Below are 20,479 nucleotides of genomic sequence, written 5' to 3'. Positions count from 1 at the left end.
ATCCACTCAACGAAAAAGAGGCCAAGCCTACCCAGTTACTTCCCTAGGCCCGGGAGTCAAAAACTCACGTACATCCAACCATGCATCAACAATAGGCCAAATAATAAGAAATATGGCTTTCTTGTAACCTGAATACACATGGCTCGCTGCATGAGATATAACCCGATCATGCGGGCTGGGCAGGATCTTTTTTTCTCCCTCAGCATCAGGTATCAAAAATCACCAATACACGATAGCCTATCCCGACCGCCGCAGGCTTCTAGATCGAAACACTTCAATGAACAGCGCAACCAGAAGGATAACTGACAAAAATAACCACGCCAAAGCTTCGTACAAGGCATAGACTTTGAACTTTTCAAATGAACGCAGCAACTTCTCATGAACCTCTGCGGCAAGTCCCGACCAATACTCAAGTTCTCCTGAGAAATCTTCATTCGAAATACTATCCGGAACAAGGAGTTCCGAAACCTTCTGCTCGAGAGTGTATGTCTTAAAGGCACTCAATGAGTTGGCTACACCAAAGCAGCTAACAACCACACAAACACACAACAGCACACTGGTGAGCTTGGACATACTAAGGAACCGGGGCAAAGATCAATGCCACACAACCGGCTTCTATTGCGGCGGCCTTTGGCACGTCAATAAACGCTGCATTAGAAAAAAGTCCGCTGCGCCCAATATCTTCATTTACCATATCAGTCAACCTCTTTCGTTCACTGTAAAGAAATAGCCGTGTTTCTGTATCTGGACAGTTCTCCAGTCGCTCATCTATACGACTAATCTGATCTCTAAGGAGTTCTGTTCCTTCATAGAGTGCATTGATCTCATTTCTAGTGGAAAAATATGACCATGCGGCATTTGCAACTGTACAACCCAAGAACGTCCATCGCACCAGCCCGCGCTCATCCTGGTAGTTGACAGGATCGCTGATAACGTATCCGTACAGATTCGAGTCGCCCCCCACAAATTTAATCGGATCCTTTGTCATCCAGCGCCCCGCGTTTGGATCATAGTCCCTAGCCCCAAATCTGATTAGGCCGGCATCTTGATCATGTATCCCTCCGGCAAACGCAAACGGCTGAAACCCAGGGTTAGTATCATAGACAACACGCCCCCAAGCATCATACTTTTTCTCTTGCACGACCTGCCCAGTATTCACGTCTATCAGTTGCCTCACACTACCTACCTGATCGGTCAAGACTCGGTAAGTAGAGCTGCCCTTCTGAATCATAGTGGGTATATGACTGCCTTGTCTGTAAACAAATGTAGCCGTGACATTGCCGTCGCTATCGAGCTCGACAACCGGATTAATCTGATCTCGGTAGAGAAAGCTCTGAACGACCTCCCCATCGACTCGCTTTCCCAGCCGTCGACCGCTACCGTCAACGATGTATTCGATCTGTGTGCCGTCAGGCATAGCGACGGCCGTGAGATCGCCAAAAAGATTGTATGTGTATCGAGTTGTGCCGTCGGCGCAATGCTTGGCTTGTAGTTCGCCATTGGGCGTGTAGTCGAAGGTGCATTCGCCGTAACTTTGCATCCGGTCCTGGGCATCGTAGGTGCCTGTGACGGTCGTTCCCTCATCGGGGCGGTGCAGGCTCAGGCGATTGCCGTTGTCATCGTAGGTGTATTCCTCGTCGATTTCACCATCGATCCAGACGCGTTCCAGGCGGCCAGCGAGGTCGTAGTCGTACGCGTACTCGGTGGTGACGCCGTCGATGGTCTCGGTCTTGGTGGTGATGCGGCCGGCATCATCGCGCTCGTACTGTGTGACGAAATAGGGCTCGCCTTCGATCTCGACTTGATACTCCGTCGGCTCGCCGAATTGGTTGTAGCTCCAGTGATCATCGACCACGCCGGCACTGGTACCGGTCAGCAGACCGTTGTCGGGATCGCGATGAAGCTGCATGGACTGGCCGTCGGTCACGGCCTCAATCAGGAGCCCGTCGGCATCGTAGTGGTAGTCGGTCTCGGCGCCGGCCACGTCGAGGCCGATCAGCCGGAAGTCGTTGTCATAGTGGTAGTCGACCTGGCCTTCAACCGCGCCGGTATAGGTTTCGCGAGTGACGAGCGGGCCGTCGTAGGCATAGCCCAGCGCGACTTCGTTACCGCCGTCACCGTCCAGGACCGGGCGTGACAGGCTGGTCAAACGACCGGCGGCGTCGTAGTCGAAATTGAGGTCGATATTGCCCGGGACACTGTGAGTCGTAATATTGCCGTCGACGTCGAAAATCGATTGTGTGGCTGTGGGCTCGGAGTCGAGCTGGGGCGCCTCGTAGCGTGTCTCGCGATCCATCGGGTCATATTCGAAGGTGTGCTCGCTGTCCGAAGGCGTCGTCAGGGCCGTGACGTTGCCGTTGGGGTCGATCTCCAGGTCGATCTGGCGTTGATCGGGTAGCTCGACGGTATGGGGGCGACCGTCCTGGTCGGACTGCAAGGTGACCGTTCGTCCCAGCGGATCGGTCACGGTTTCCAGATACCCGTTGGCATCGTAGGTGAAACTGTGCGAGCGCTGCGTGTCGCCCTCCCCCTGCACGATGGCCGTCAAACGCCCACTGGCGTCGTATTCATACTCGACCGGCGTCAGGCCCGGTACCTCGGTGCGTACTGGACGGCGATACTCATCGACCTTCTGAACCCTGCCGCGTCCGGCCGGTGTCACCCGGGTGAAGGTACGCTCGACCTGGTCGTATTCCAGGGTGTACTCGCGCCCGTTGACAGCAACCGTCTCCGTCCAGCGCTCGATCTCCTCGGGAGCGACGGCTGTCGGCGGCAGGACGGACACATCCTTTTCGACGTTCAATTCGAGCCCCGACGGCGTCCTGACCGTGGTGGCGGCCTCGCGCATCACCTGCACGCCGAAACGCGGATCGGGCGCTTCGATCGTGGTCACTTCGGTGCCGTCGAACAGCGTGGCCACCTGGTCACCAGCCGCACCGATCCATGTTTCCGACTGGGCGCCGTCGGGGCGCTCGACCGTCCTGAGTTCCGAGCCGTCGGCGAACTTCTGCATGCCGTAGGTCGTGGTGCGGCCCAGTCGCGTCGTGAAATCGGTTTCCCACCAGGCACCGCCGCCGCGGCGGGTGATCGTCCAGCCGCCGCCGTCCGGGAAATCGTCGGCCACGAGCCGACCGTCGTCATCGTACTCGTAGTCCCAGCGATGACCGCGCGCGTTGGTCTTCGACTGCATGAGACCGTCGCCGTCGTAGCTGAATTCAGTGACGTGCCCGGCCGGTGTCGTGACCGTCTCGAGGCGTCCGCTGGAGTCAAGCGAGAACTCCGTGCGCAGCCCGTCCGGAGAAATCAGGGCCGTGGGGTGGCCGACGGCGTCGCGTTCGATTGTCGTGACGTTGCCGTAAGCGTCGGTTCTGGAAACGACCCGACCCTGACCGTCGTACTGAAGCGTATACAGCGTGCCGCCCGTCAGCGCGTCTCGCGTGGCCAGGTGCCGGCCGTCGAGATCGAAGACATGCAGTCTTTCCCCTCCCGGACCGGGGACGACGTACTCCCCTTCCGAAGCCGTCGGAAAGGGCCGTGCGATTCGGCGAACGGCATGGGCTTGCGAAAACAGGACCAGGTTGTCGGGCGTGACGGCCACGCCGTTGGGCCACCCCAGCGCCGCGCGTCGCGCCACGGATTGTTCGAGCGCGAAGCCGTCGTCTCCGTTGCCCGCCAGGGTTGCAATCGTGCCGTTGGCATCAACCTTTCGGATCCGCCGATTCTGCGGATCGGCGATCAGGAGCTGGCCGCTGCGATCCAGCCCGATCGCACTGACGGTTATGTTGGCCTCTTCAGCCGGAATGTTCTCGCCGTTGTAGTCGGTCTGACCGCTGCCGGCAGCCGGTTCGACGCCACCATCGGGTGTGAGGCGCCAGATGCGATGTTCTCCGCTTTCGGCGACATACACGTTGCCTTCGGCGTCGGCAACGACACCCGTGGGTGCGATCAACTGAAGATCGCGGGCACGATGCGCACTGCGGCTGGTGCCGGCACCGGCCCAGGTTTCGATCAAACCGCCGGGCGGCACCACGCGCAGACGATCATTGCCGGTATCAGCGATATAGAAATAGCCCGCTGGATCCGCGGTCACGTCCTCCGGGGCATTCAACTGGGCGGCGGTCGCGGGCCCACCGTCACCGGCGGCCCCGGCTGTGCCGGTTCCCGCGAGGGTCGAGATGACGCCATCCTCACTGATTACCCTGATCCGGTGGTTGCCCGTATCGGCAACGGCCAGGCGCCCATCGGGCAGCAGCGCCAGCCCCGAGGGGGTGTTCAATTGTGCGTCGACCGCCGGTCCGCCGTCGCCGCTGTCACCGGGCACACCGTCGCCGGCTACGATCTCCAGGTTACCCAGGCGATCAACGCGAACGATGCGGTGATTGCCCCGGTCCGCGACGTAGAGTTCTCCGGCGGCGTTGACGGCAACACCGGCCGGGTCGTCCAGGGTGGCGCCAAGCGCCGGATCACCCGAAGCGCCAGTGCCGGCATCTTCAGAACCGGCTAGCGTACGAATGATCTCGGGACGATCGAACAAGCTGACGCGCTGTCCGCTACCCAAATAGAGCGTGCCGGTTTCGACCTCCAACATGTGCTGGAACGGCAACCGCCAACTCATGGTTTCGCGCGAGCGCTGCGCGCTCTTGAGCGTCAGTTCGTCTTCCCAATCCCACCACAGGGTGACCTCGAATCGTTCCCGGTCGCCGGTGATCGCCCCGGCACCCGGCCGACCGAAGCCGCCCCCGCTGCCGCCGCCGGAGCCACGCGGCACCGGCCTGTAAGCGTAGCCGATGCGGACCTTGACCGGGAAGCTGCCGTCTCTTTCCCTGAAATAGGGATCGAGCAATACCAGAGGAATACTTGTGGTCTGGTTGGGGAGCGGCGGATAGAGCGACTCGAAGCGATTGCCCAGAAACTCCACCTGCAGCACCACGTGCTTGAGGGACTGGGGCAAGTCCGCTGGCGTCAACCGGATATCGAGTGACGGCCCCGAGCCCGCAGCCCCGACCATGTATTGCGAGTCATAGCCCATCGACCCGCCCGGCATCCCGGGGATATCGACGGTTTCGGACATCGACTGCGTGAAGGCGTTGATTTCGCAACCATCGACCGTGCAGGGATCGTCTTCATCGCCGTCGTCAATATCGACGTCCGAATCCGGCGGAATGGCATCATCGTCCGGCCCAAACGGCCAATTGCAGTCCCAGGTGGAAAAATGATCGAGCTGCACGCGCCAAAAGCTGTCGCCGGGCTCGAAACGCTGGGCGAGCATGGCACGCTCTGCATCGGTAATCTGCCATTCGGCCAGCTCCGCCGGTGTGGCAGGAACGCCGTCTCCGTTTAGATCAAGAACCAGCATTCCGTCATCAACATCCAGCACGCCGATGATGATGCCGTCGGGCACCGCAACCCAGGCTGAAGCATCATTGTCGTAGTATCCGGTGGGGACGCCGCCGCCCACGGGATAGTCCATGAAGTTGTCGACGTGCAGGGCAACGGGCTCATCGAACACCACGTCCCGGCCGGCGACCTTGCGCCCTTCGGCCTCGTCGACCGAGATTTCCACGGCATAGGTGTAGGCGGAATTCGGCGGCAACGGCGAAGGCATGGCCTGACGCCCGAACTCTCCAACGGTGTATTCGCTGAATCGAACATTGATCTCTTCGACGTCGTTGAGACGGCCCTGCTCGTCGAAAACGCGTGCCCGAGTTAGCGGTGGAAAGAAGACCGAAGGTTGACGCGACCCCGTATCATCGCTTTCCACGGCCCCCGTGGCTAACTGCGGCTCGTCGCTGCCCAACTCGATGGGTGTCGCTTCCGCCGCCAATCTCACAAGCCCCACCTCAGGTGCGACGACATAGTCATTCCAGCGCATCGCCACGCGGCGTTGAGCCGGCAGATAGCCGCCTTTGCGATACTCCAGAACGACGTTTCCGCCGCCATTGACGACGAGATCGAACCAGCCGTCGTCGCGCGTCAGGGTGTAGCCGTACTCAGGATGATCCTTGATCGTCACGCGCACCCCGGGCAAGGGTTCGCCGCCGCGATCGGTGACCTGGCCTCGGGCTACCGCAACCTGCACGGGATCGAGCACGTCTGGATCGAGCCCGATCTGAATCGGGTTAGGTGGCTGGTAGATGAAGTCGACGTCATCACCAAAGCCGCCTTCATCGTCTTCCGGAGCGGTGTCTCCGGGATCAGGAGGCAAGTCGTAAGTGTACAGATAAGGCTGACCAGCATTGTCTGCTGAGCTGATCAGCCGCAGCTCGACCGTGTCGCCCGGTGAGACCGCAATGGTCAACTCGAACTCGCCATTCGAATCAACCAGGGCCTGGATTCGCTCGCCAGTCGCAATATTGTGCGCCTCGACCCAGGTTCCCGGCCGCGTCGTGCCTGCGTTGCCCCTCAAATGCAGAGCGTCATCCAGTTCATCGATCCGCAGCAGCTCGGGATCGAGCACTGGCGGCACCCATGTATTGATGACAACTTCGATCTCAGCCGGCGAAGAGCTCTGTCCGGCCCAATCGGAAACAGTCGCAGTTATCTGCCTCCGCCCGTCGCCTAGTGGTTCGGCGGGAACACAGTCCGCTTCGAGATCAGAGAATTGACAATCGAAAGAAGCCGGCTCCGCATCGACCGTAAAGGTCAAACTATCCGTGTCGACACCACCACCCTCGTCGACAAAGGCGAGCGACAGCTCGGGCCTTGAGTCTCCGATCAAAGCACCATCTTCCGGGGATAAAAAAATCAGTTCGGGCGGTGAAGGAGCCTGGTCGGACTGCTCGAAGCGATCAAGGAAAACCTCGTCATCGAACTGTATCGCTGAAGCTAACCACCAGGAGGCACCGGTCGTCGGTGCATAGGCAAGCGCGGTGTCTGCATCGTAGCCAACAGACGCGTCAAGATCCGGACGTTCAACCGACGTACCGGCGCAGGCGATAATGAGCAGCGTCACCCATAAAACAAGGCCGACGCGCAGGGTCCCTCCAACGTTCAAGGCCAACTCCCTCAAGTTCCACGCTTCGCCCCCAAAGCTTGTTTTTTAGGCTAGCAGATTTTCGAAGGAACCACAAAATGCCGTAAATGATGCGTGGAACCGAGGAGGTATCAGGCGATATCTCGTCAACCACTACAAGGATCTGCTTCGTGCCTCGCAAACAAACCGGGAGGCCGCATAGAGTCCGGTGGGAGTACCGAGGCGTCGTCCGTCGACGATGCAGTGCCGACCTACCAGACATCCACAGGCAGATCAGTGATGCGCTCGAACTCGCGCTGGCTTCGAGTGACAAGGGTGGCGTCATTGGCAAGCCCGATCGCTACAATAAGGGTGTCGTTCGGTTCGATCGGCCTTCCCTGGCGAGCCAATTCCGCCCGGACAATCCCGTAGTGCTCTGCACAGCAATCATCAAATGGCAATGATTGAAGCGGCTCGGCAGATCGTCGAACCCGCTCGAGATTGGCTTCCACGCGGCGACTGTTACGCGCTCCCCAGAGCAACTCCGCGCTAACGATGCTGCACAAGGCCATATCCATTGGAAGATGCGCCCGAAAGTGCTCAAGCAACGCCGGTTCTCGCGCGTTGAGCAGGTGAATGCAGATATCCGTATTGAGTAGCTTCATTCAAGCCCGGCGCGCCGCTCGAACTCGCCCTGCGGCCCACGTTCGATCGGCTCGACATCACCGCCGAAGACGCGCTCGAAATAGCCCTTCGGCCAGTGTGTGAGGCCGTCACGGCGAGCGAGTTCGGCCAGGTATCGTGAAACGCTCATACCGGCCCGCTCGGCGCGGCTGCGCAACGCCTCAGCTTCCTCGTCAGGCAGATAGCAGCAAAGTCGAGCCATGAGCGATTCTGCCAATGTATGTGCTTATAGGCTAGCCTGGATATCGATGGCAATTCGCGGCGACACCGGGCCGTGAAGGGGCTAGGTGGGGTCCGGATGCCGAACCCGACCTGGTGCAATCAACCCGCGGCGGCCGCCTCGGCGCCCGGCTCGCGCACGAAGACCAGCTCGCCGTCGGCGGCGTCGACGCGGATGGTGTCACCCGGGCCGAACTCGCCGGCCAGGATCTGCTGGGCGAGACTGTTCTCCAGGCGATTCTGGATCGCGCGCTTGAGCGGTCTTGCGCCATAGACCGGGTCGAAGCCGGCTTCGCCGAGCAGGTCGAGGGCGGCATCGGTGATTTCGAACGCAATGTCGCGGTCGGCCAGGCGACCTTCCAGGTACTTGATCTGCACCGCCGCGATCTCGCGGATCTGGGCGCGGTCGAGCGGGTGGAAGACCACGATTTCGTCGACGCGGTTGATGAACTCCGGCCGGAAGTGCTGGCCGACGACTTCCATCACCGCCGACTTCATTGCCTCGTACTCCGAATCGGCCATGGACTGGATGCGATCCGAGCCCAGGTTGGAGGTCATGACGATGACGGTGTTGCGGAAATCGACCGTGCGGCCGTGGCCGTCGGTCAGGCGGCCGTCGTCGAGCACCTGCAGCAGGATGTTGAAGACTTCCGGATGCGCCTTCTCGACCTCGTCGAGCAGGATCACCGAATACGGCCGGCGGCGGACGGTTTCGGTCAGGTAGCCGCCCTCTTCGTAGCCGACGTAGCCCGGCGGTGCGCCGATCAGGCGGGCGACGGCGTGCTTTTCCATGAACTCCGACATGTCGATGCGCACCATGGCGTCCTCGGTGTCGAACAGGAAGTTCGCCAGCGACTTGCACAGCTCGGTCTTGCCGACACCCGTCGGCCCCAGGAACAGGAAGGAGCCGTTGGGCCGGTTGGGGTCGGCCAGTCCGGCGCGGGAGCGACGGATGGCGTCGGCGACGGCCTTGACTGCCTCGTCCTGGCCGATGACGCGCTCGTGCAGGGCTTCCTCCATCTTGAGCAGCTTGTCGCGCTCGGCCTCGAGCATCTTCGAGACCGGAATGCCGGTCCAGCGGCTGACCACCTCGGCGATTTCCTCGTCGGTGACCTTGTTGCGCAGCAGCTGGAAATTGTCGGTCGTCTCGCTCGACTCGGCCTGCTCGAGCTGCTGCTCCAGTTCCGGGATGCGCCCGTGCTGCAACTCGGCCATGCGCGAGAGATCCTGCGCCCGGCGGGCGTTGTCGAGTTCGGCCCGGGCGCGCTCGAGTTCCTCCTTGATGTGCGTGGCGTCCTGCACCGAGGCCTTTTCGGTCTTCCAGACTTCCTCGAGGTCGGCGAACTCGCGTTCGAGCTCGTCGATCTCGCCCTGGAGGTCGGCCAGGCGCTTTTTCGAGGCCTCGTCGGTTTCCTTCTTCAGGGCCTCGCGCTGGATCTTGAGCTGGATCAGGCGTCGCTCGAGCCGGTCCATGGACTCGGGCTTGGAGTCGATCTCCATGCGGATGCGGCTGGCCGCCTCGTCCATCAGGTCGATCGCCTTGTCGGGCAGGTTGCGATCGGTAATGTAGCGATGCGACAGGGTCGCGGCAGCCACCAGCGCCGGGTCGGTGATATCGACGCCGTGATGCACCTCGTAGCGCTCCTGCAGGCCGCGCAGGATGGCGATGGTGTCCTCGACGCTCGGCTCCTCGACCAGCACCTTCTGGAAGCGACGCTCGAGCGCGGCATCCTTCTCGATGTTCTCGCGGTACTCGTTGAGCGTGGTCGCGCCCACGCAGTGCAGTTCGCCGCGGGCCAGGGCGGGCTTGAGCATGTTGCCAGCGTCCATCGAGCCCTCGGTCTTGCCGGCGCCGACCATCGTGTGCACCTCGTCGATGAACAGGATGATCTTGCCTTCCTCGCGCTTGATCTCGTTGAGCACGGCCTTGAGGCGCTCCTCGTACTCGCCGCGGTACTTCGCGCCGGCGATCAGCGCGCCCATGTCGAGCGAGAGCACGCGCTTGTTCTTCAGGCCCTCGGGCACCTCGCCGTTGACGATGCGTTGTGCCAGGCCCTCGACGATAGCGGTCTTGCCCACGCCGGGCTCGCCGATGAGCACCGGGTTGTTCTTGGTGCGCCGCTGCAGCACCTGCACGGTGCGGCGGATCTCCTCGTCGCGGCCGATGACCGGATCCAGGCGCGACTGCTCGGCTTTCTCGGTCAGGTCAATGGTGTACTTCGAAAGCGCCTCGCGCGTGTCCTCGGCATTGGGGTCTTCAACCTTCTCGCCGCCGCGGACCGACTCGATGGCGTCCTCGACCGCCTTGCGGGTCACGCCGGCCTGGTGCAGCAACTCGCTCAGGCCGACCTTGGCTTCCAGCGCGGCCAGCACGAACAGCTCGGAGGCGATGTAGGCATCGCCGCGCTTGGTGGCGATCTTGTCGGTCAGGTTCAGGACGCGGCCGAGATCGTTGGACAGGTTGATCTGGCCGGCCTGGCCGGTGACTTTCGGAAACCCCTCGACCTTCTCGCCCAGGGCCGAGCGCAACTGGTCGACCTGCGCGCCCGATCGCGACAGCAGGCCGCGAATGCCGCCACCTTCCTGGTCCAGCAGCGCCAGCATCAGGTGCTCGGGTTCAAGCAGGTTGTGATCGAGGCTGACGGCCAGGCTTTGCGCTTCGCCCAGTGCCTGCTGGAACCGGGCGGTCAATTTCTCCATTCTCATAACAGGTTGGCTCCCCTGTGAATTTTCAACTTATCCACAGGGTTGGGGCGCTTGGCGCACGAATCAAGCTGCCGGAGTTCGGAAGAGGGGGGATGGTGAAGGCGTATCGGCTTCGGTCGGCGCGATAGGTTTCAGGTTTCAGGTTTCAGGTTTCAGGAATAGAATACGGCAGCCGAGCAAACGGGTGGGGCTGGTGCCGTTCGACGTTCTCGGGATGCACAGCGACGTGCTTTTCGGCAACGCGTTTTCGGCCTCTGCAGGCGCTCCTGAACCCTGAAACCTGAAACCTTTTTTTAGACGTCTCGAATGGCCAGCAGTCGGATCTCGGTCATGTCCTCGATGGCGTAGCGGATGCCTTCTCGGCCCAGGCCGGAGTCCTTCACGCCGCCGTAGGGCATGTGGTCGACGCGGAAGCTGGGCACGTCGTTGATGATCACGCCGCCGACCTCGAGGCGGTTCCAGGCCTTGTTGATCTTCGAGATGTCGCGGATGAACAAGCCGACCTGCAGGCCGTAACGCGAGTCGTTGATCGTCTCGAGGGCCGCGTCGAAGTCCGAAAACTTCTCCAGCGTGACCAGCGGACCGAACACTTCCTCGACGCGCAGCTTGCTGTCGGCCGGCGGGTTCTCGACCACGGCCGGGCGCACGATGCTGCCTTCGCGTTCGCCGCCGACCAGCAGCTTTCCGCCGCCGTCGACCGCCTCGGCAATCCAGTCAACCACCCGCTTGGCGTCATCCTCGCTGATCAACGGCCCGACCCAGGTGTTCTCGTCGCGCGGGTCGCCGCCGGGCAGCTCGCCGACCTGCTTGCACAGCTTTTCGCTGAATGCCTCGTAGATCTCGTCGTGGACGAGCACGCGCTGGACCGACACGCAACTCTGACCCGATTGGTAGAAGCCGCCGAAGACCACGCGGGCGACCGCATCGTCGATATCGGCATCGTGGTCGACCAGGCAGGCGGCGTTGCCGCCCAGCTCCATCACCACCGGCTTCTTGCCGGCCTTGCTCTTGAGCATCCACCCGACCAGGTCGGAGCCGGTAAAACTCATCAGCTTGAGACGCTCGTCCTCGGTGAAGCGCGCGGCGTCGTCGCGATCAACGCAAAGAATCGAAAACGCCCCCTCCGGAAGATCGCACTCGGCCAGGATCTCACCCATCAACAGGGCGCCGACCGGCGTCTTCTCGGCCGGCTTGAGAATGAAGGGACAGCCGGCCGCGATCGCCGGCGCGATCTTGTGGGCGACCAGGTTGTAGGGGAAGTTGAACGGCGTAATGAACGACACCGGGCCGATCGGCACGCGCTTCCACATGCCGGAATACTTTTCCGAGCGCGGGCTGATGTCCATGGGGATCACCTCGCCGCCGATGCGCGTGGCTTCCTCGGCCGCGACCTGGAAGGTCTCGATCAGCCGCGTGACCTCGCCCTTGGCGTCGCGCCGCACCTTGCCGCCCTCGACGATCAGCACCTCGATGAGTTCTTCTTCGCGCTCACGGAATCGCTTCACACAGTGCAAGAGCGCGTCGCGGCGCTTGTACGACGGCAGTTCCGCCATCGGCCGAGCGGCCGCCTCGGCCGCGGCAATCGCCTTGTCGACGATCGCATCGTCGGCCTTTGCCACGCGCCAGGCAATCTCCCCGGTGTGCTTGTCCAGCACCGCGAGATCCTCGTTGGCGAAAACGGCACGGTTGGCCAGGTAATAAGGCAAGGCGTTGGATGACATGTCTCGGCTCCAGGTGAAGTACTATCGCCACATTAACCTACCGCCCGTTAAGTTTCACCGCACGCGGCGCAACCAGCCAACCAGCCAACCAGCCAACCAGCCAACCAACTATAATTCCCCCATGGGTAACAGACTTTCGAAAATCTACACGCGCACCGGCGACGACGGCACCACCGGGCTGGGCGACGGCAGCCGCACGGCCAAGGACAGCCTGCGCGTCGAGGCCTACGGCACGGTCGACGAGCTCAACTCGGTCGTCGGCGTTGTCCTGGCCGAACTCAACGATATCGACGGGCTCGACGGGCTGGCCAGCCTGCTGCTCGACGTCCAGCATCACCTTTTCGACCTGGGTGGGGAGCTGTGCATTCCCGAAAGCGAGATGATCGGTGACGCGCATATCGAGCGGCTGGAGCAGGAGCTGGACCGACTCAACGAGTCGCTGCCCGTACTCAAGGAGTTCATCCTGCCCGGCGGCTCGCCGGCCGCCGCCCATGCACACCTGGCCCGCACGGTTTGCCGCCGCGCCGAACGGCGAGTGATCGCCCTCGCCCGGCACGAGCCGGTCAATGAACCGGCCATCCGATACCTGAACCGCCTCTCTGACCTGCTGTTCGTGCTCGCACGCACGGCCGCGCGCGCCTCGGGCGCCGGCGAGGTCTTCTGGAACCACGAGCGCAAGCGCTGATGCTGCGGATTCTCTCGCACCCCGACTGCGCCGGCCACATCACGCCGAACGAGCATCCCGAATCACCGGCACGCCTGGCCGCGGCGATGCGCGGCCTGGAGCGCATGAGCAACGTGCATTTTCGCCAGGCCACGCCGATCGACGAGGCCACGCTGAAACTGGCCCACACCCCGCATCATCTCCGCTACATCGAGGAACTGGACGCGGAAGGCAAGGCACAGGCCATCGACCCGGACACCTGGTTCGGCCCCGGAACGCGGCAGGCGGCCCAGCTCGCCGCCGGAGCGGCCTGCGACGCCGTCGACCAGGTCATGGAAGGGCGTTGCCAGCGCGCCTTCGCCGTCGTGCGGCCACCGGGCCACCATGCCGAGTCATTTCGCGCGATGGGTTTTTGCATCTACAACAACATCGCCCTCGCCGCCGCGCGCGCCATTTCCCGGCACGGCCTGGAGCGGATTGCCATCTGCGACTTCGATGTCCACCACGGCAACGGTACGGAGGAAATCGTTTCGGGCAACGAGGAAATCCTGTTCGCCTCCTCGCATCAGTCTCCCCTGTTCCCCGATACCGGCGACCCGGAAACAACCCTCGGCGGCAATATTCACAACGCCACGCTCTCGCCGGGCGCGACCAGCGACGCCTTTCGGGACATCTGGCTGTCGCGGCTGATCCCCAGCATCGAGGCCTTCAGGCCCCAACTCGTCCTGGTGTCGGCGGGCTTCGACGGCCACGCCGCCGATCCGCTGGCGCAACTTCGCTTGAAGGATGACGACTACTTCTGGATCGGACAGGAACTGCGACGCGTGGCCGACCGACACGCCAGCGGCCGACTCGTGGCCTCACTGGAAGGCGGATACGACCTCAACGCCCTGGAGCGCTCGGTACAGGCCTTCGCCGACGCGTTGGTCTGAGGGGTCAAGAGCCAGGGAGCGAGTGGAGCGGGCGAAGGGAATCGAACCCTCGTCACGAGCTTGGGAAGCTCGGGTAATGCCATTATACGACGCCCGCACTTACGGTTATCGTAGCGCTGCCGCTTGCCTTTGGCAATCACCCTGAAAACAAGAAAGCCCCGCACCTTTCGGTAGCGGGGCCATTTCTTGTTGTTATTGACTGACTGCGCGTCAGGCGTGGCCGTGCTTGATCAGCGTCAACTCGTGGTTGAGCGCCTTGGCCAGGCTCACGCACATGAACAGCAGCACGACGGTAAACGGAAGCCCCGTACTTACCGCACCGGCCTGCAGGGCGTTCAGCGCCGCGTCGCCACCAACGGCCAGGAGCACACCGGCCACGACACCCTCGGTCACCGCCCAGAAGATGCGCTGGGGAACCGGTGCATCCAGCTTGCCGCCGGAGGTAATGCTGTCGATCACCAGGGAGCCGGAGTCCGAAGATGTAATGAAGAACACCAGCACCAGAATGATCGCCAGGAAGGAGGTGATGCTTGTGAACGGCAGTTCATTGAGCATCTGGAACAGCGCCAGCGAGGAATCGCCGATACCACCGGCAAGCTCACCGACACCTTCCTTGACCTGGTCGATACCGCCGCCGCCGAAGGTGCTCATCCACACGACCGTCACGATGACCGGAACGATCAGCACCGCGGTCATGAACTCTCGCACCGTGCGGCCGCGCGACACGCGGGCAATGAACATGCCGACGAAGGGCGACCAGGAAATCCACCAGGCCCAGAAGAAGATGGTCCAGGCGTGATAGAAGGTGTCGTCCTCGCGACCAATCGGGTTGGAAAGCGGAATCATGTACTGGACGTAACCCCACAGTGTCGTGCCGGTATTGACGGCGAAAGCAATCAGACCGCCGGCGATCATGGTGAAGATCAACAGTGCGGCCGCCACGAACATATTGAGGTTACTGAGGACCCTGACGCCACCATGGATACCGCGCACTACCGAAACGACGGCAATGGCAGTCACGCCGATGATGATGGCGATCTGCGTCATCAGACCACCGTCGACACCGAACAGGAAGGACATCCCCCCGGCAGCCTGTTGCGCGCCCAGGCCCAGAGATGTTGCCAGGCCAAACAGCGTCGCCAGCACGGCCAGCGTATCGATGAGGTGGCCGAACCAGCCCCAGACACGATCACCCAGCAGCGGGTAGAACGTGGAGCGAATGGTCAGTGGCATGCCCTTGTTGTAGGTGAAAAATGCCAGGGAGCAGGCGACCACGCCGTAAATGGCCCAAGGATGCAGACCCCAGTGGTACATGGTTGCGCCCAGCGAGGCTTCCGCGTTGCCGCCACCCACGTTCAGCGGGGTGCCGTACCATTCGGTGAAGTAGCCTACCGGCTCGGCCACGCCCCAGAACATGAGGCCAATCCCCATGCCCGCGGCAAACAGCATCGCGAACCAGGACAGGTAGCCGAACTCGGGCTTCGCGTCCTGTCCGCCAAGCCTGATCTTGCCGACTGGAAAGATGATCAATGCCAGGCAGAACAGCACGAAAATGTTGCCGGCGGTCAGGAACAGCCAATCGAACGTCTCGCCAATCCACACGCGCGTAGCGTCCAGCGCCGAGTTGGATGTCTCCGGAAAGATCAGGGACAGAACGACGAACAGCACGATCAACGTCGCGCTGATGGCGAAAACGGGATGGTGGATATCCATCCCCATGGCTTCTACGTTGTCTTGCCCGATCTCGTAATCGGTATCGTAGATTTCCTCGATTTCTCGTATTTCTTTTGGTTTCTGATTTTTCTCGTCAAACTCGCTCATGACTTGCTCTCCCTTCAGTAGGAACCCGAATCAAATCGGCCCAGCGCCGCCGCCAGGCGCTTGCTGGCTTGCGGACACTGGGCCGGAAAGGTTCACTGCGATTTAGAAGTAATAGCCGAAGTTGATATTGAATCGCGTATTGGTACCCGGCTTGGTAGCCGAGTCCATCGTGCCGCCGATGAACGGCTGGTTTTCGGCCAGGATGAGATCGATGTAGGTGTACAGGCCGCCGGAAGTCACGGCAACACCGGTCACGTTCATCCAGGTATCTTCGAGATCGGCCGACTTGTCGGTCACCAGTGAGTAGTCGTTGTAGAAGGTCAGGTTCGAGACCGGCCCCCAGTTGACGGGGAGGCTGTAGGCGACGTTGGCGGTATACGAAGTCGCTTCCGAAGCGATGGTGTCGTAGAAGTCATACGCGCCCACGGCCATGCGGCCGGAACCGTTGTCCATGTCGTACTCGTATTCGGTGGCCTGCAGCTGCAGGTTCCAGGGGCCGTAGTTACCGACCACGTGAGCCGCAAAAGCCGACTGCGAACCAATGCCGTCGGCGCTACCGCTCTTGACGTCGCCGTACTGGGCGGAGAAACCGAGCTCGGTGGAGTAGTCCGTTCCGTGGCCCAGCGTGTAGGCAACGCGAGCATTGGCGACGTTACTGTCGAAGGCGAAATTCGACGGGGTTGCGTAGGTCCCTTCACCCGGATCCCGCACACCGACGATGTCGTAGGAATAGCGATCGTTGAAGTCGGCACCGTCGTCGCCGAGGTAGCTATCGGCGCCGCCGAGCTCGTCGCTCCAATAGAACCCACCCTGAATGTTCAGCGGGCCTTCGTCGTAGACGAGCTTGGCACCGAAGTCATAGTCGTCCTCGAGCCCGAGGTAGTAGTTCGAGCTGAAGAAGAAGCTGTGCGAGTTGTACGGCGTGACGCCGAACGGCACCTGGTTGACGCCGATCTGGCCCTGCAGCGAGTCGCTGAAGTCATAGCCGGCCCAGGCATGGTGAATGACGTTCATGTACTGGTACCAGCGCCACTCGGCCGAGAGGATCACATCGCCCACGGTGCCGTCGAAGTTCAGGCGCACGGTGTCCATTTCGAAGGTGCCGTTGTTGTCCTTCGTCAGGTCGTTGTAGTCCTCAAGGACGTACTGGAAGCGCACCGCACCGCCGACGTTGATTTCGCTGGACTTTTTCTCGTCGTAGGTCGAGGCGGCAATTTCCTTGACCTTTTCTTCATCAGCGTCACCATCCTCGACTTCGGCCAGACGCGACTCCATTCGTTCGCGCTCTTGCGCTTCGTCGTCGCGCTCGGCGCGCAATTCGTCGAGTTGCTGCTGCATCTCCAGCAGTTGCTGCTGCATGCGGTCGATCTGTTCCTTCAGCATATCGGCCTCGTCCTGGCCTTCCGAAGCGGAGGCGGCGGAAAGCGTACAGGCCAACAGCAGGAACGCAGGCAATCTGAACCACAATGACTTGCGCATGTTCTTCTCCCTGAATTTCCGTTGATTGCAGTCACCTTCTGCAGGCGCTAACGAACCCGAAACGGACCGAGGGAAATCACTGGACGTCACTTGGCAGGCAAGTGCGACGACCAGCGAGACGACCCCTTCGTTTCCGACTCGAACGCACTGCTGAAGCTCGAGATTAATGTCACCTTAACAGACGGGAATAATCAAACGCAAACAGAGGCTTGACGCGCATTACCCGCCGTAATGCCCGGGAACGCGCAGTTTCAGGGTGTCCAGTGCCGCTCTCGCCCTGGCCGAATCGGGGTCGGGGCGAGCGGGCCGGGCCGAGATCGCCTCGACATACCATTGCGGGAAATCGTGGAAGTTTGCGCCGGCCACGATCAAGTCCACGTACCAGTCGAACGGCAGCATCGCGCGACTGATCCAATGCGAGGGCGCGAGGTAGGCGAATCCATCGACGAGGCTTCCGCGCAGGCGAAAGGTCACGGGAAAGGTCTCGTAGCCCCAGCCGCAACCCTCGAAGCGATCGAGGGCGCTCACCTGGTGGAGATCGAGCGCATAGGCGGCGGCGAGCGCCGCCTGGGACTCGCCGGGCGCGGCATGCAGATTGGCCTTGGCCGAACCGTCCCCGCCGCGTTTGTCAAAGCGCAGCGACCAGCCCTCCAGCACCGCGAGACCGAGTAGCTCGACGCGCCCCACCCGCGCTTCGAGGCGGCGCGGGTGCAGGTTGGACCCGTAAGCCAGGTAGACGGCCTGCCGTGCGGAGGGCATCGGCCCTAAACGAGCCCTCGGGGCCGGAAGAGGCGGTCATGCAGATTGAGTGCATAGCGGTCCGTCATGCCCGCGACGTAATCCAGCACTTGCGTCAATCGATCGGCCTCGGCGATGCAATAGCTTTCGGGAATGCACTCGGGGTGCTCGAGCAGGTGGTCGACCAACTGATGAATGATCCCCCGCGCGCGCTCGTTCTGCGCCACGGCTTCGGGGCGCAGATAGACGCGCTCGAACATGAACGCCCGGAATCGCTGCATGGCCTGCAAGACTTCGGCGCTCATGACCACCTTGCCGCGCCCCACCGACGCCTCGATAACGGCCTCGATCATGGCGTTGATCCAGCTGCGACCGGCCAGGGGGCCGAGCACGTCGATGACCTCCGCGGGTATATCCGAAGCCTGGATCACACCGGCCCGCAACGCGTCCTGGAGATCGTGGTTGAGATAGGCAATGCGGTCGGCAAAGCGGCAGACCCAGCCTTCGGGCGTATGGGGCGGCGGCTTGACGCGCCAGGTGTGCGCGCGGATGCCGTCGAGCACCTCCCAGGTCAGGTTGCGCGGCTCGAGCACGCGAAAGATGCGAACGCCCTGCTCGGAGTGAAGCCACTCGCCCCCGTCGACATAGTCCGACAGCGCGGCCTCACCGGTATGCCCGAAGGGCGTGTGACCGCAATCGTGCGCCAGGCAGATCGCTTCGGTCAGCGTTTCGTTCAGACCGAGCGCGGCGGCCAGTGAGCGCGCAACCTGGGTGACCTGCAGGGTATGCGACATCCGGGTGACGAAATGGTCGCCCTCGGGGTTGATGAAGACCTGGGTCTTGTGCTTGAGGCGGCGAAACGCCTTGGAGTGAAGAACCCGGTCACGATCACGCTCGAAGGCCGTGCGGTAGGGATCGGGCGCTTCTTCGCGTTCTCGCCCGCGACTCCGGGCCGAGCGCGTCGCCAGCGGCGAGAGCGCTTCCTCGCGGGCCTCACGCTGCTCGCGCGTGACGGCGCTCAGCGGTGGAGTCGACAGGGATGTTTCCATAGCCCCAGTCTACAGCGCCTGCTTGACGGAATCGTTGAAGCCAACCAGCACGCGCTCGCCCAGGTCGATGACCGGCCGCTTGATCAGGGTCGGGTGGCTCGCGAGCAATGCCGGGGCCGTGCCGACGTCCATCGCCCGCTGACGCTCGGCGTCGTCGAGGCCACGCCAGGTGGTCGAGCGACGGTTGACGAGCGCCTCGAGACCGACCGAATCGATCCACCGGCCGAGCGTGGATTCGTCGATTCCGCCGGCACGCAGATCGTGCCAGCGATGGTCGCGCCCGGACTGATCGAGCCACTTGCGTGCCTTGCGGCAGGTGTCGCAGTTTCCAATACCGTATATTTCCATCATCATGGGAACGTGGGAGCGGGTCGCAGGAAGCTCAAGTCCGCCCCGGCTAACGGGCCAGCGCCGGGCAAAAACGAGTTGCCGACCTTATATCGCGTTATGCTAATATAATGCCTTTGGAAGCATGGGGAACGTCATGAACGCGCGATTTCTTGTGGTAGCCACCGCGATCAGCGGCCTGCTGACCCTGCCGACGCCGGCCGGCGCCGTGGAATGGCAACCGGTCGAGCGGGCGACCCTGATCGAGTCGGTCCGCCTCGACGGCACGATCGAGGCCGTCCAGGAAAGCACGGTTTCGGCCCAGACGTCGGGAACCATCGTCGAGTTGCCTTTCGACGTCGATGATGTCGTGGCGTCCGGTGAACTGATCGCCCGCCTCGACGACACGGAGCAGCGCGCCCGCCTCGAACAGGCCCGGGCCAACCTGGAAGAGGCCGAGTCGGGGATGGATGACGCGCGCCAGCGCTACGAGCGCATCGAGCCGCTGGCCGAACGCGGCGTTGCCTCCCGGTCCGACCTGGACCAGGCCCGAAACGCGCTCAACGCCGCCCGGGCGCGCGTGGCGCGATCGCGCAGCGCCATCGAGGAGGCTCGCGAGCAGCTGGAATACACGCGCATCACCGCCCCCTACGGCGGCATCATCACGGCACGGCATGTCGAACTCGGCGAATCCGTGCGGCCCGGACAGCCGCTGTTGAGTGGCTTCGCGCTCGATCCCCTGCGGGTGGTGACCTCGGTGCCACAGCGATACATCGACCGCATCGGCGGCAATGGCAGCGACTTTCGCGTCCTGCTCGACAGCGGACGGGAGCTGAAGATCGGAAAGATCACCCGCTTTCCCTTTGCCGATGCCCCGGGTCACGGCGTCACCGTGCGCATTGCCGTCGACAACGGCGACCTGGGTGTCTATCCCGGCCAACTGGTGCGCGTCATGCTGCCGGTCGAGCGGCGCGAATCGCTCTGGATCCCGGCACAAAGCCTGCTCAGACGCAGTGAGCTCCGGGCGGTCTACGTTCGCGACGAATCCGGCGAACCCCGACTGCGCCAGGTCCGCATCGGCGCGCGCCAGGACGACCGTCTCGAAGTGCTTTCGGGTCTGAGCGAAGGCGAGGAGATCGCACGCGACCCCGAAGCCATCTTCTCGCGGAGCCGGTCGCAGTGAGCCG

Annotated in this window: 14 protein-coding genes and 1 tRNA gene; 3 read left to right on the top strand and 12 right to left on the bottom strand. The window is 62.3% G+C overall.

The annotated features are described in order from the left end of the window. Positions 1-237 precede the first annotated feature (237 nt). From ACDC67_RS05310 to ACDC67_RS05285, 6 genes are all read right to left on the bottom strand, one after another. Positions 238-573 carry a hypothetical protein gene (locus ACDC67_RS05310; RefSeq protein WP_376691249.1) on the bottom strand — a complete coding sequence of 112 codons (336 nt, stop codon included), beginning with the start codon at positions 571-573 and terminating at the stop codon, positions 238-240. Position 574: 1 nt separating this feature from the next. Then, positions 575-7,009 carry an NHL domain-containing protein gene (locus tag ACDC67_RS05305; protein WP_376691248.1) on the bottom strand — a complete coding sequence of 2,145 codons (6,435 nt, stop codon included), beginning with the start codon at positions 7,007-7,009 and terminating at the stop codon, positions 575-577. Between the two features lie 215 nt (positions 7,010-7,224). Continuing rightward, entirely contained in the window at positions 7,225-7,617 is a 393-nt protein-coding gene (locus tag ACDC67_RS05300; RefSeq protein ID WP_376691246.1) for a type II toxin-antitoxin system VapC family toxin, read from the bottom strand. After that, complete coding sequence (locus ACDC67_RS05295) at positions 7,614-7,838, bottom strand: plasmid mobilization protein (RefSeq protein ID WP_376691244.1); 225 nt, start codon at positions 7,836-7,838, stop codon at positions 7,614-7,616. The genes ACDC67_RS05300 and ACDC67_RS05295 overlap by 4 nt, the downstream gene beginning before the upstream one ends. Positions 7,839-7,957: 119 nt before the next feature. After that, complete coding sequence (gene clpB / locus ACDC67_RS05290) at positions 7,958-10,555, bottom strand: ATP-dependent chaperone ClpB (RefSeq protein WP_376691632.1); 2,598 nt, start codon at positions 10,553-10,555, stop codon at positions 7,958-7,960. Positions 10,556-10,854: 299 nt separating this feature from the next. Continuing rightward, positions 10,855-12,282, bottom strand: a complete 1,428-nt coding sequence (locus ACDC67_RS05285; RefSeq protein ID WP_376691242.1) for an aldehyde dehydrogenase family protein — start codon at positions 12,280-12,282, stop codon at positions 10,855-10,857. Positions 12,283-12,403: 121 nt separating this feature from the next. On the opposite strand from ACDC67_RS05285, the gene ACDC67_RS05280 reads away from it, so the two are divergent. Both ACDC67_RS05280 and ACDC67_RS05275 read left to right on the top strand, forming a co-directional pair. Beyond that, positions 12,404-12,967, top strand: a complete 564-nt coding sequence (locus tag ACDC67_RS05280) for a cob(I)yrinic acid a,c-diamide adenosyltransferase (protein WP_376691240.1) — start codon at positions 12,404-12,406, stop codon at positions 12,965-12,967. Continuing rightward, a complete protein-coding gene (locus tag ACDC67_RS05275; RefSeq protein WP_376691238.1) occupies positions 12,967-13,878 on the top strand; it encodes a histone deacetylase family protein in 912 nt (303 codons plus the stop codon). The genes ACDC67_RS05280 and ACDC67_RS05275 overlap by 1 nt, the downstream gene beginning before the upstream one ends. A 23-nt stretch (positions 13,879-13,901) precedes the next feature. On the opposite strand, the gene ACDC67_RS05270 is transcribed toward ACDC67_RS05275, so the two are convergent. The 6 genes from ACDC67_RS05270 to ACDC67_RS05245 all read right to left on the bottom strand — a co-directional run bounded on the left by ACDC67_RS05270 (position 13,902) and on the right by ACDC67_RS05245 (position 19,316). Then, positions 13,902-13,975: transfer RNA gene (locus tag ACDC67_RS05270), tRNA-Gly, on the bottom strand. Between the two features lie 113 nt (positions 13,976-14,088). Continuing rightward, a complete protein-coding gene (locus ACDC67_RS05265) occupies positions 14,089-15,699 on the bottom strand; it encodes a BCCT family transporter (protein ID WP_376691236.1) in 1,611 nt (536 codons plus the stop codon). A gap of 102 nt (positions 15,700-15,801) precedes the next feature. Beyond that, positions 15,802-17,178: a carbohydrate porin gene (locus ACDC67_RS05260; protein WP_376691234.1), complete on the bottom strand. Its 1,377-nt coding sequence runs from the start codon at positions 17,176-17,178 to the stop codon at positions 15,802-15,804. Between the two features lie 219 nt (positions 17,179-17,397). Then, positions 17,398-17,937 (bottom strand): gamma-glutamylcyclotransferase family protein, encoded by a 540-nt coding sequence (locus tag ACDC67_RS05255; protein WP_376691231.1) that lies wholly within the window; start codon positions 17,935-17,937, stop codon positions 17,398-17,400. A 5-nt stretch (positions 17,938-17,942) separates the two neighbouring features. Continuing rightward, positions 17,943-18,965 (bottom strand): deoxyguanosinetriphosphate triphosphohydrolase, encoded by a 1,023-nt coding sequence (locus ACDC67_RS05250; protein WP_376691229.1) that lies wholly within the window; start codon positions 18,963-18,965, stop codon positions 17,943-17,945. A 9-nt stretch (positions 18,966-18,974) separates the two neighbouring features. After that, positions 18,975-19,316, bottom strand: coding sequence for an arsenate reductase (locus ACDC67_RS05245; RefSeq protein ID WP_376691631.1), 342 nt, complete (start codon positions 19,314-19,316; stop codon positions 18,975-18,977). Positions 19,317-19,449: 133 nt separating this feature from the next. On the opposite strand from ACDC67_RS05245, the gene ACDC67_RS05240 reads away from it, so the two are divergent. Then, a complete protein-coding gene (locus ACDC67_RS05240) occupies positions 19,450-20,475 on the top strand; it encodes an efflux RND transporter periplasmic adaptor subunit (protein WP_376691227.1) in 1,026 nt (341 codons plus the stop codon). Positions 20,476-20,479 lie beyond the last annotated feature (4 nt).

Source organism: Wenzhouxiangella indolica (assembly GCF_042310355.1).
Lineage (GTDB): Bacteria > Pseudomonadota > Gammaproteobacteria > Xanthomonadales > Wenzhouxiangellaceae > Wenzhouxiangella.
This window is presented reverse-complemented; position numbering and strand designations above follow the sequence as displayed.

Bases quoted from the DNA above. Each gene is read 5' to 3' on its own strand.
- ACDC67_RS05310 (WP_376691249.1), bottom strand. From the start codon at position 573: ATGTCCAAGCTCACCAGTGTGCTGTTGTGTGTTTGTGTGGTTGTTAGC.
- ACDC67_RS05300 (WP_376691246.1), bottom strand. From the start codon at position 7,617: ATGAAGCTACTCAATACGGATATCTGCATTCACCTGCTCAACGCGCGA.
- ACDC67_RS05295 (WP_376691244.1), bottom strand. From the start codon at position 7,838: ATGGCTCGACTTTGCTGCTATCTGCCTGACGAGGAAGCTGAGGCGTTG.
- clpB (WP_376691632.1), bottom strand. From the start codon at position 10,555: ATGGAGAAATTGACCGCCCGGTTCCAGCAGGCACTGGGCGAAGCGCAA.
- ACDC67_RS05285 (WP_376691242.1), bottom strand. From the start codon at position 12,282: ATGTCATCCAACGCCTTGCCTTATTACCTGGCCAACCGTGCCGTTTTC.
- ACDC67_RS05280 (WP_376691240.1), top strand. From the start codon at position 12,404: ATGGGTAACAGACTTTCGAAAATCTACACGCGCACCGGCGACGACGGC.
- ACDC67_RS05275 (WP_376691238.1), top strand. From the start codon at position 12,967: ATGCTGCGGATTCTCTCGCACCCCGACTGCGCCGGCCACATCACGCCG.
- ACDC67_RS05265 (WP_376691236.1), bottom strand. From the start codon at position 15,699: ATGAGCGAGTTTGACGAGAAAAATCAGAAACCAAAAGAAATACGAGAA.
- ACDC67_RS05260 (WP_376691234.1), bottom strand. From the start codon at position 17,178: ATGCGCAAGTCATTGTGGTTCAGATTGCCTGCGTTCCTGCTGTTGGCC.
- ACDC67_RS05255 (WP_376691231.1), bottom strand. From the start codon at position 17,937: ATGCCCTCCGCACGGCAGGCCGTCTACCTGGCTTACGGGTCCAACCTG.
- ACDC67_RS05250 (WP_376691229.1), bottom strand. From the start codon at position 18,965: ATGGAAACATCCCTGTCGACTCCACCGCTGAGCGCCGTCACGCGCGAG.
- ACDC67_RS05245 (WP_376691631.1), bottom strand. From the start codon at position 19,316: ATGATGGAAATATACGGTATTGGAAACTGCGACACCTGCCGCAAGGCA.
- ACDC67_RS05240 (WP_376691227.1), top strand. From the start codon at position 19,450: ATGAACGCGCGATTTCTTGTGGTAGCCACCGCGATCAGCGGCCTGCTG.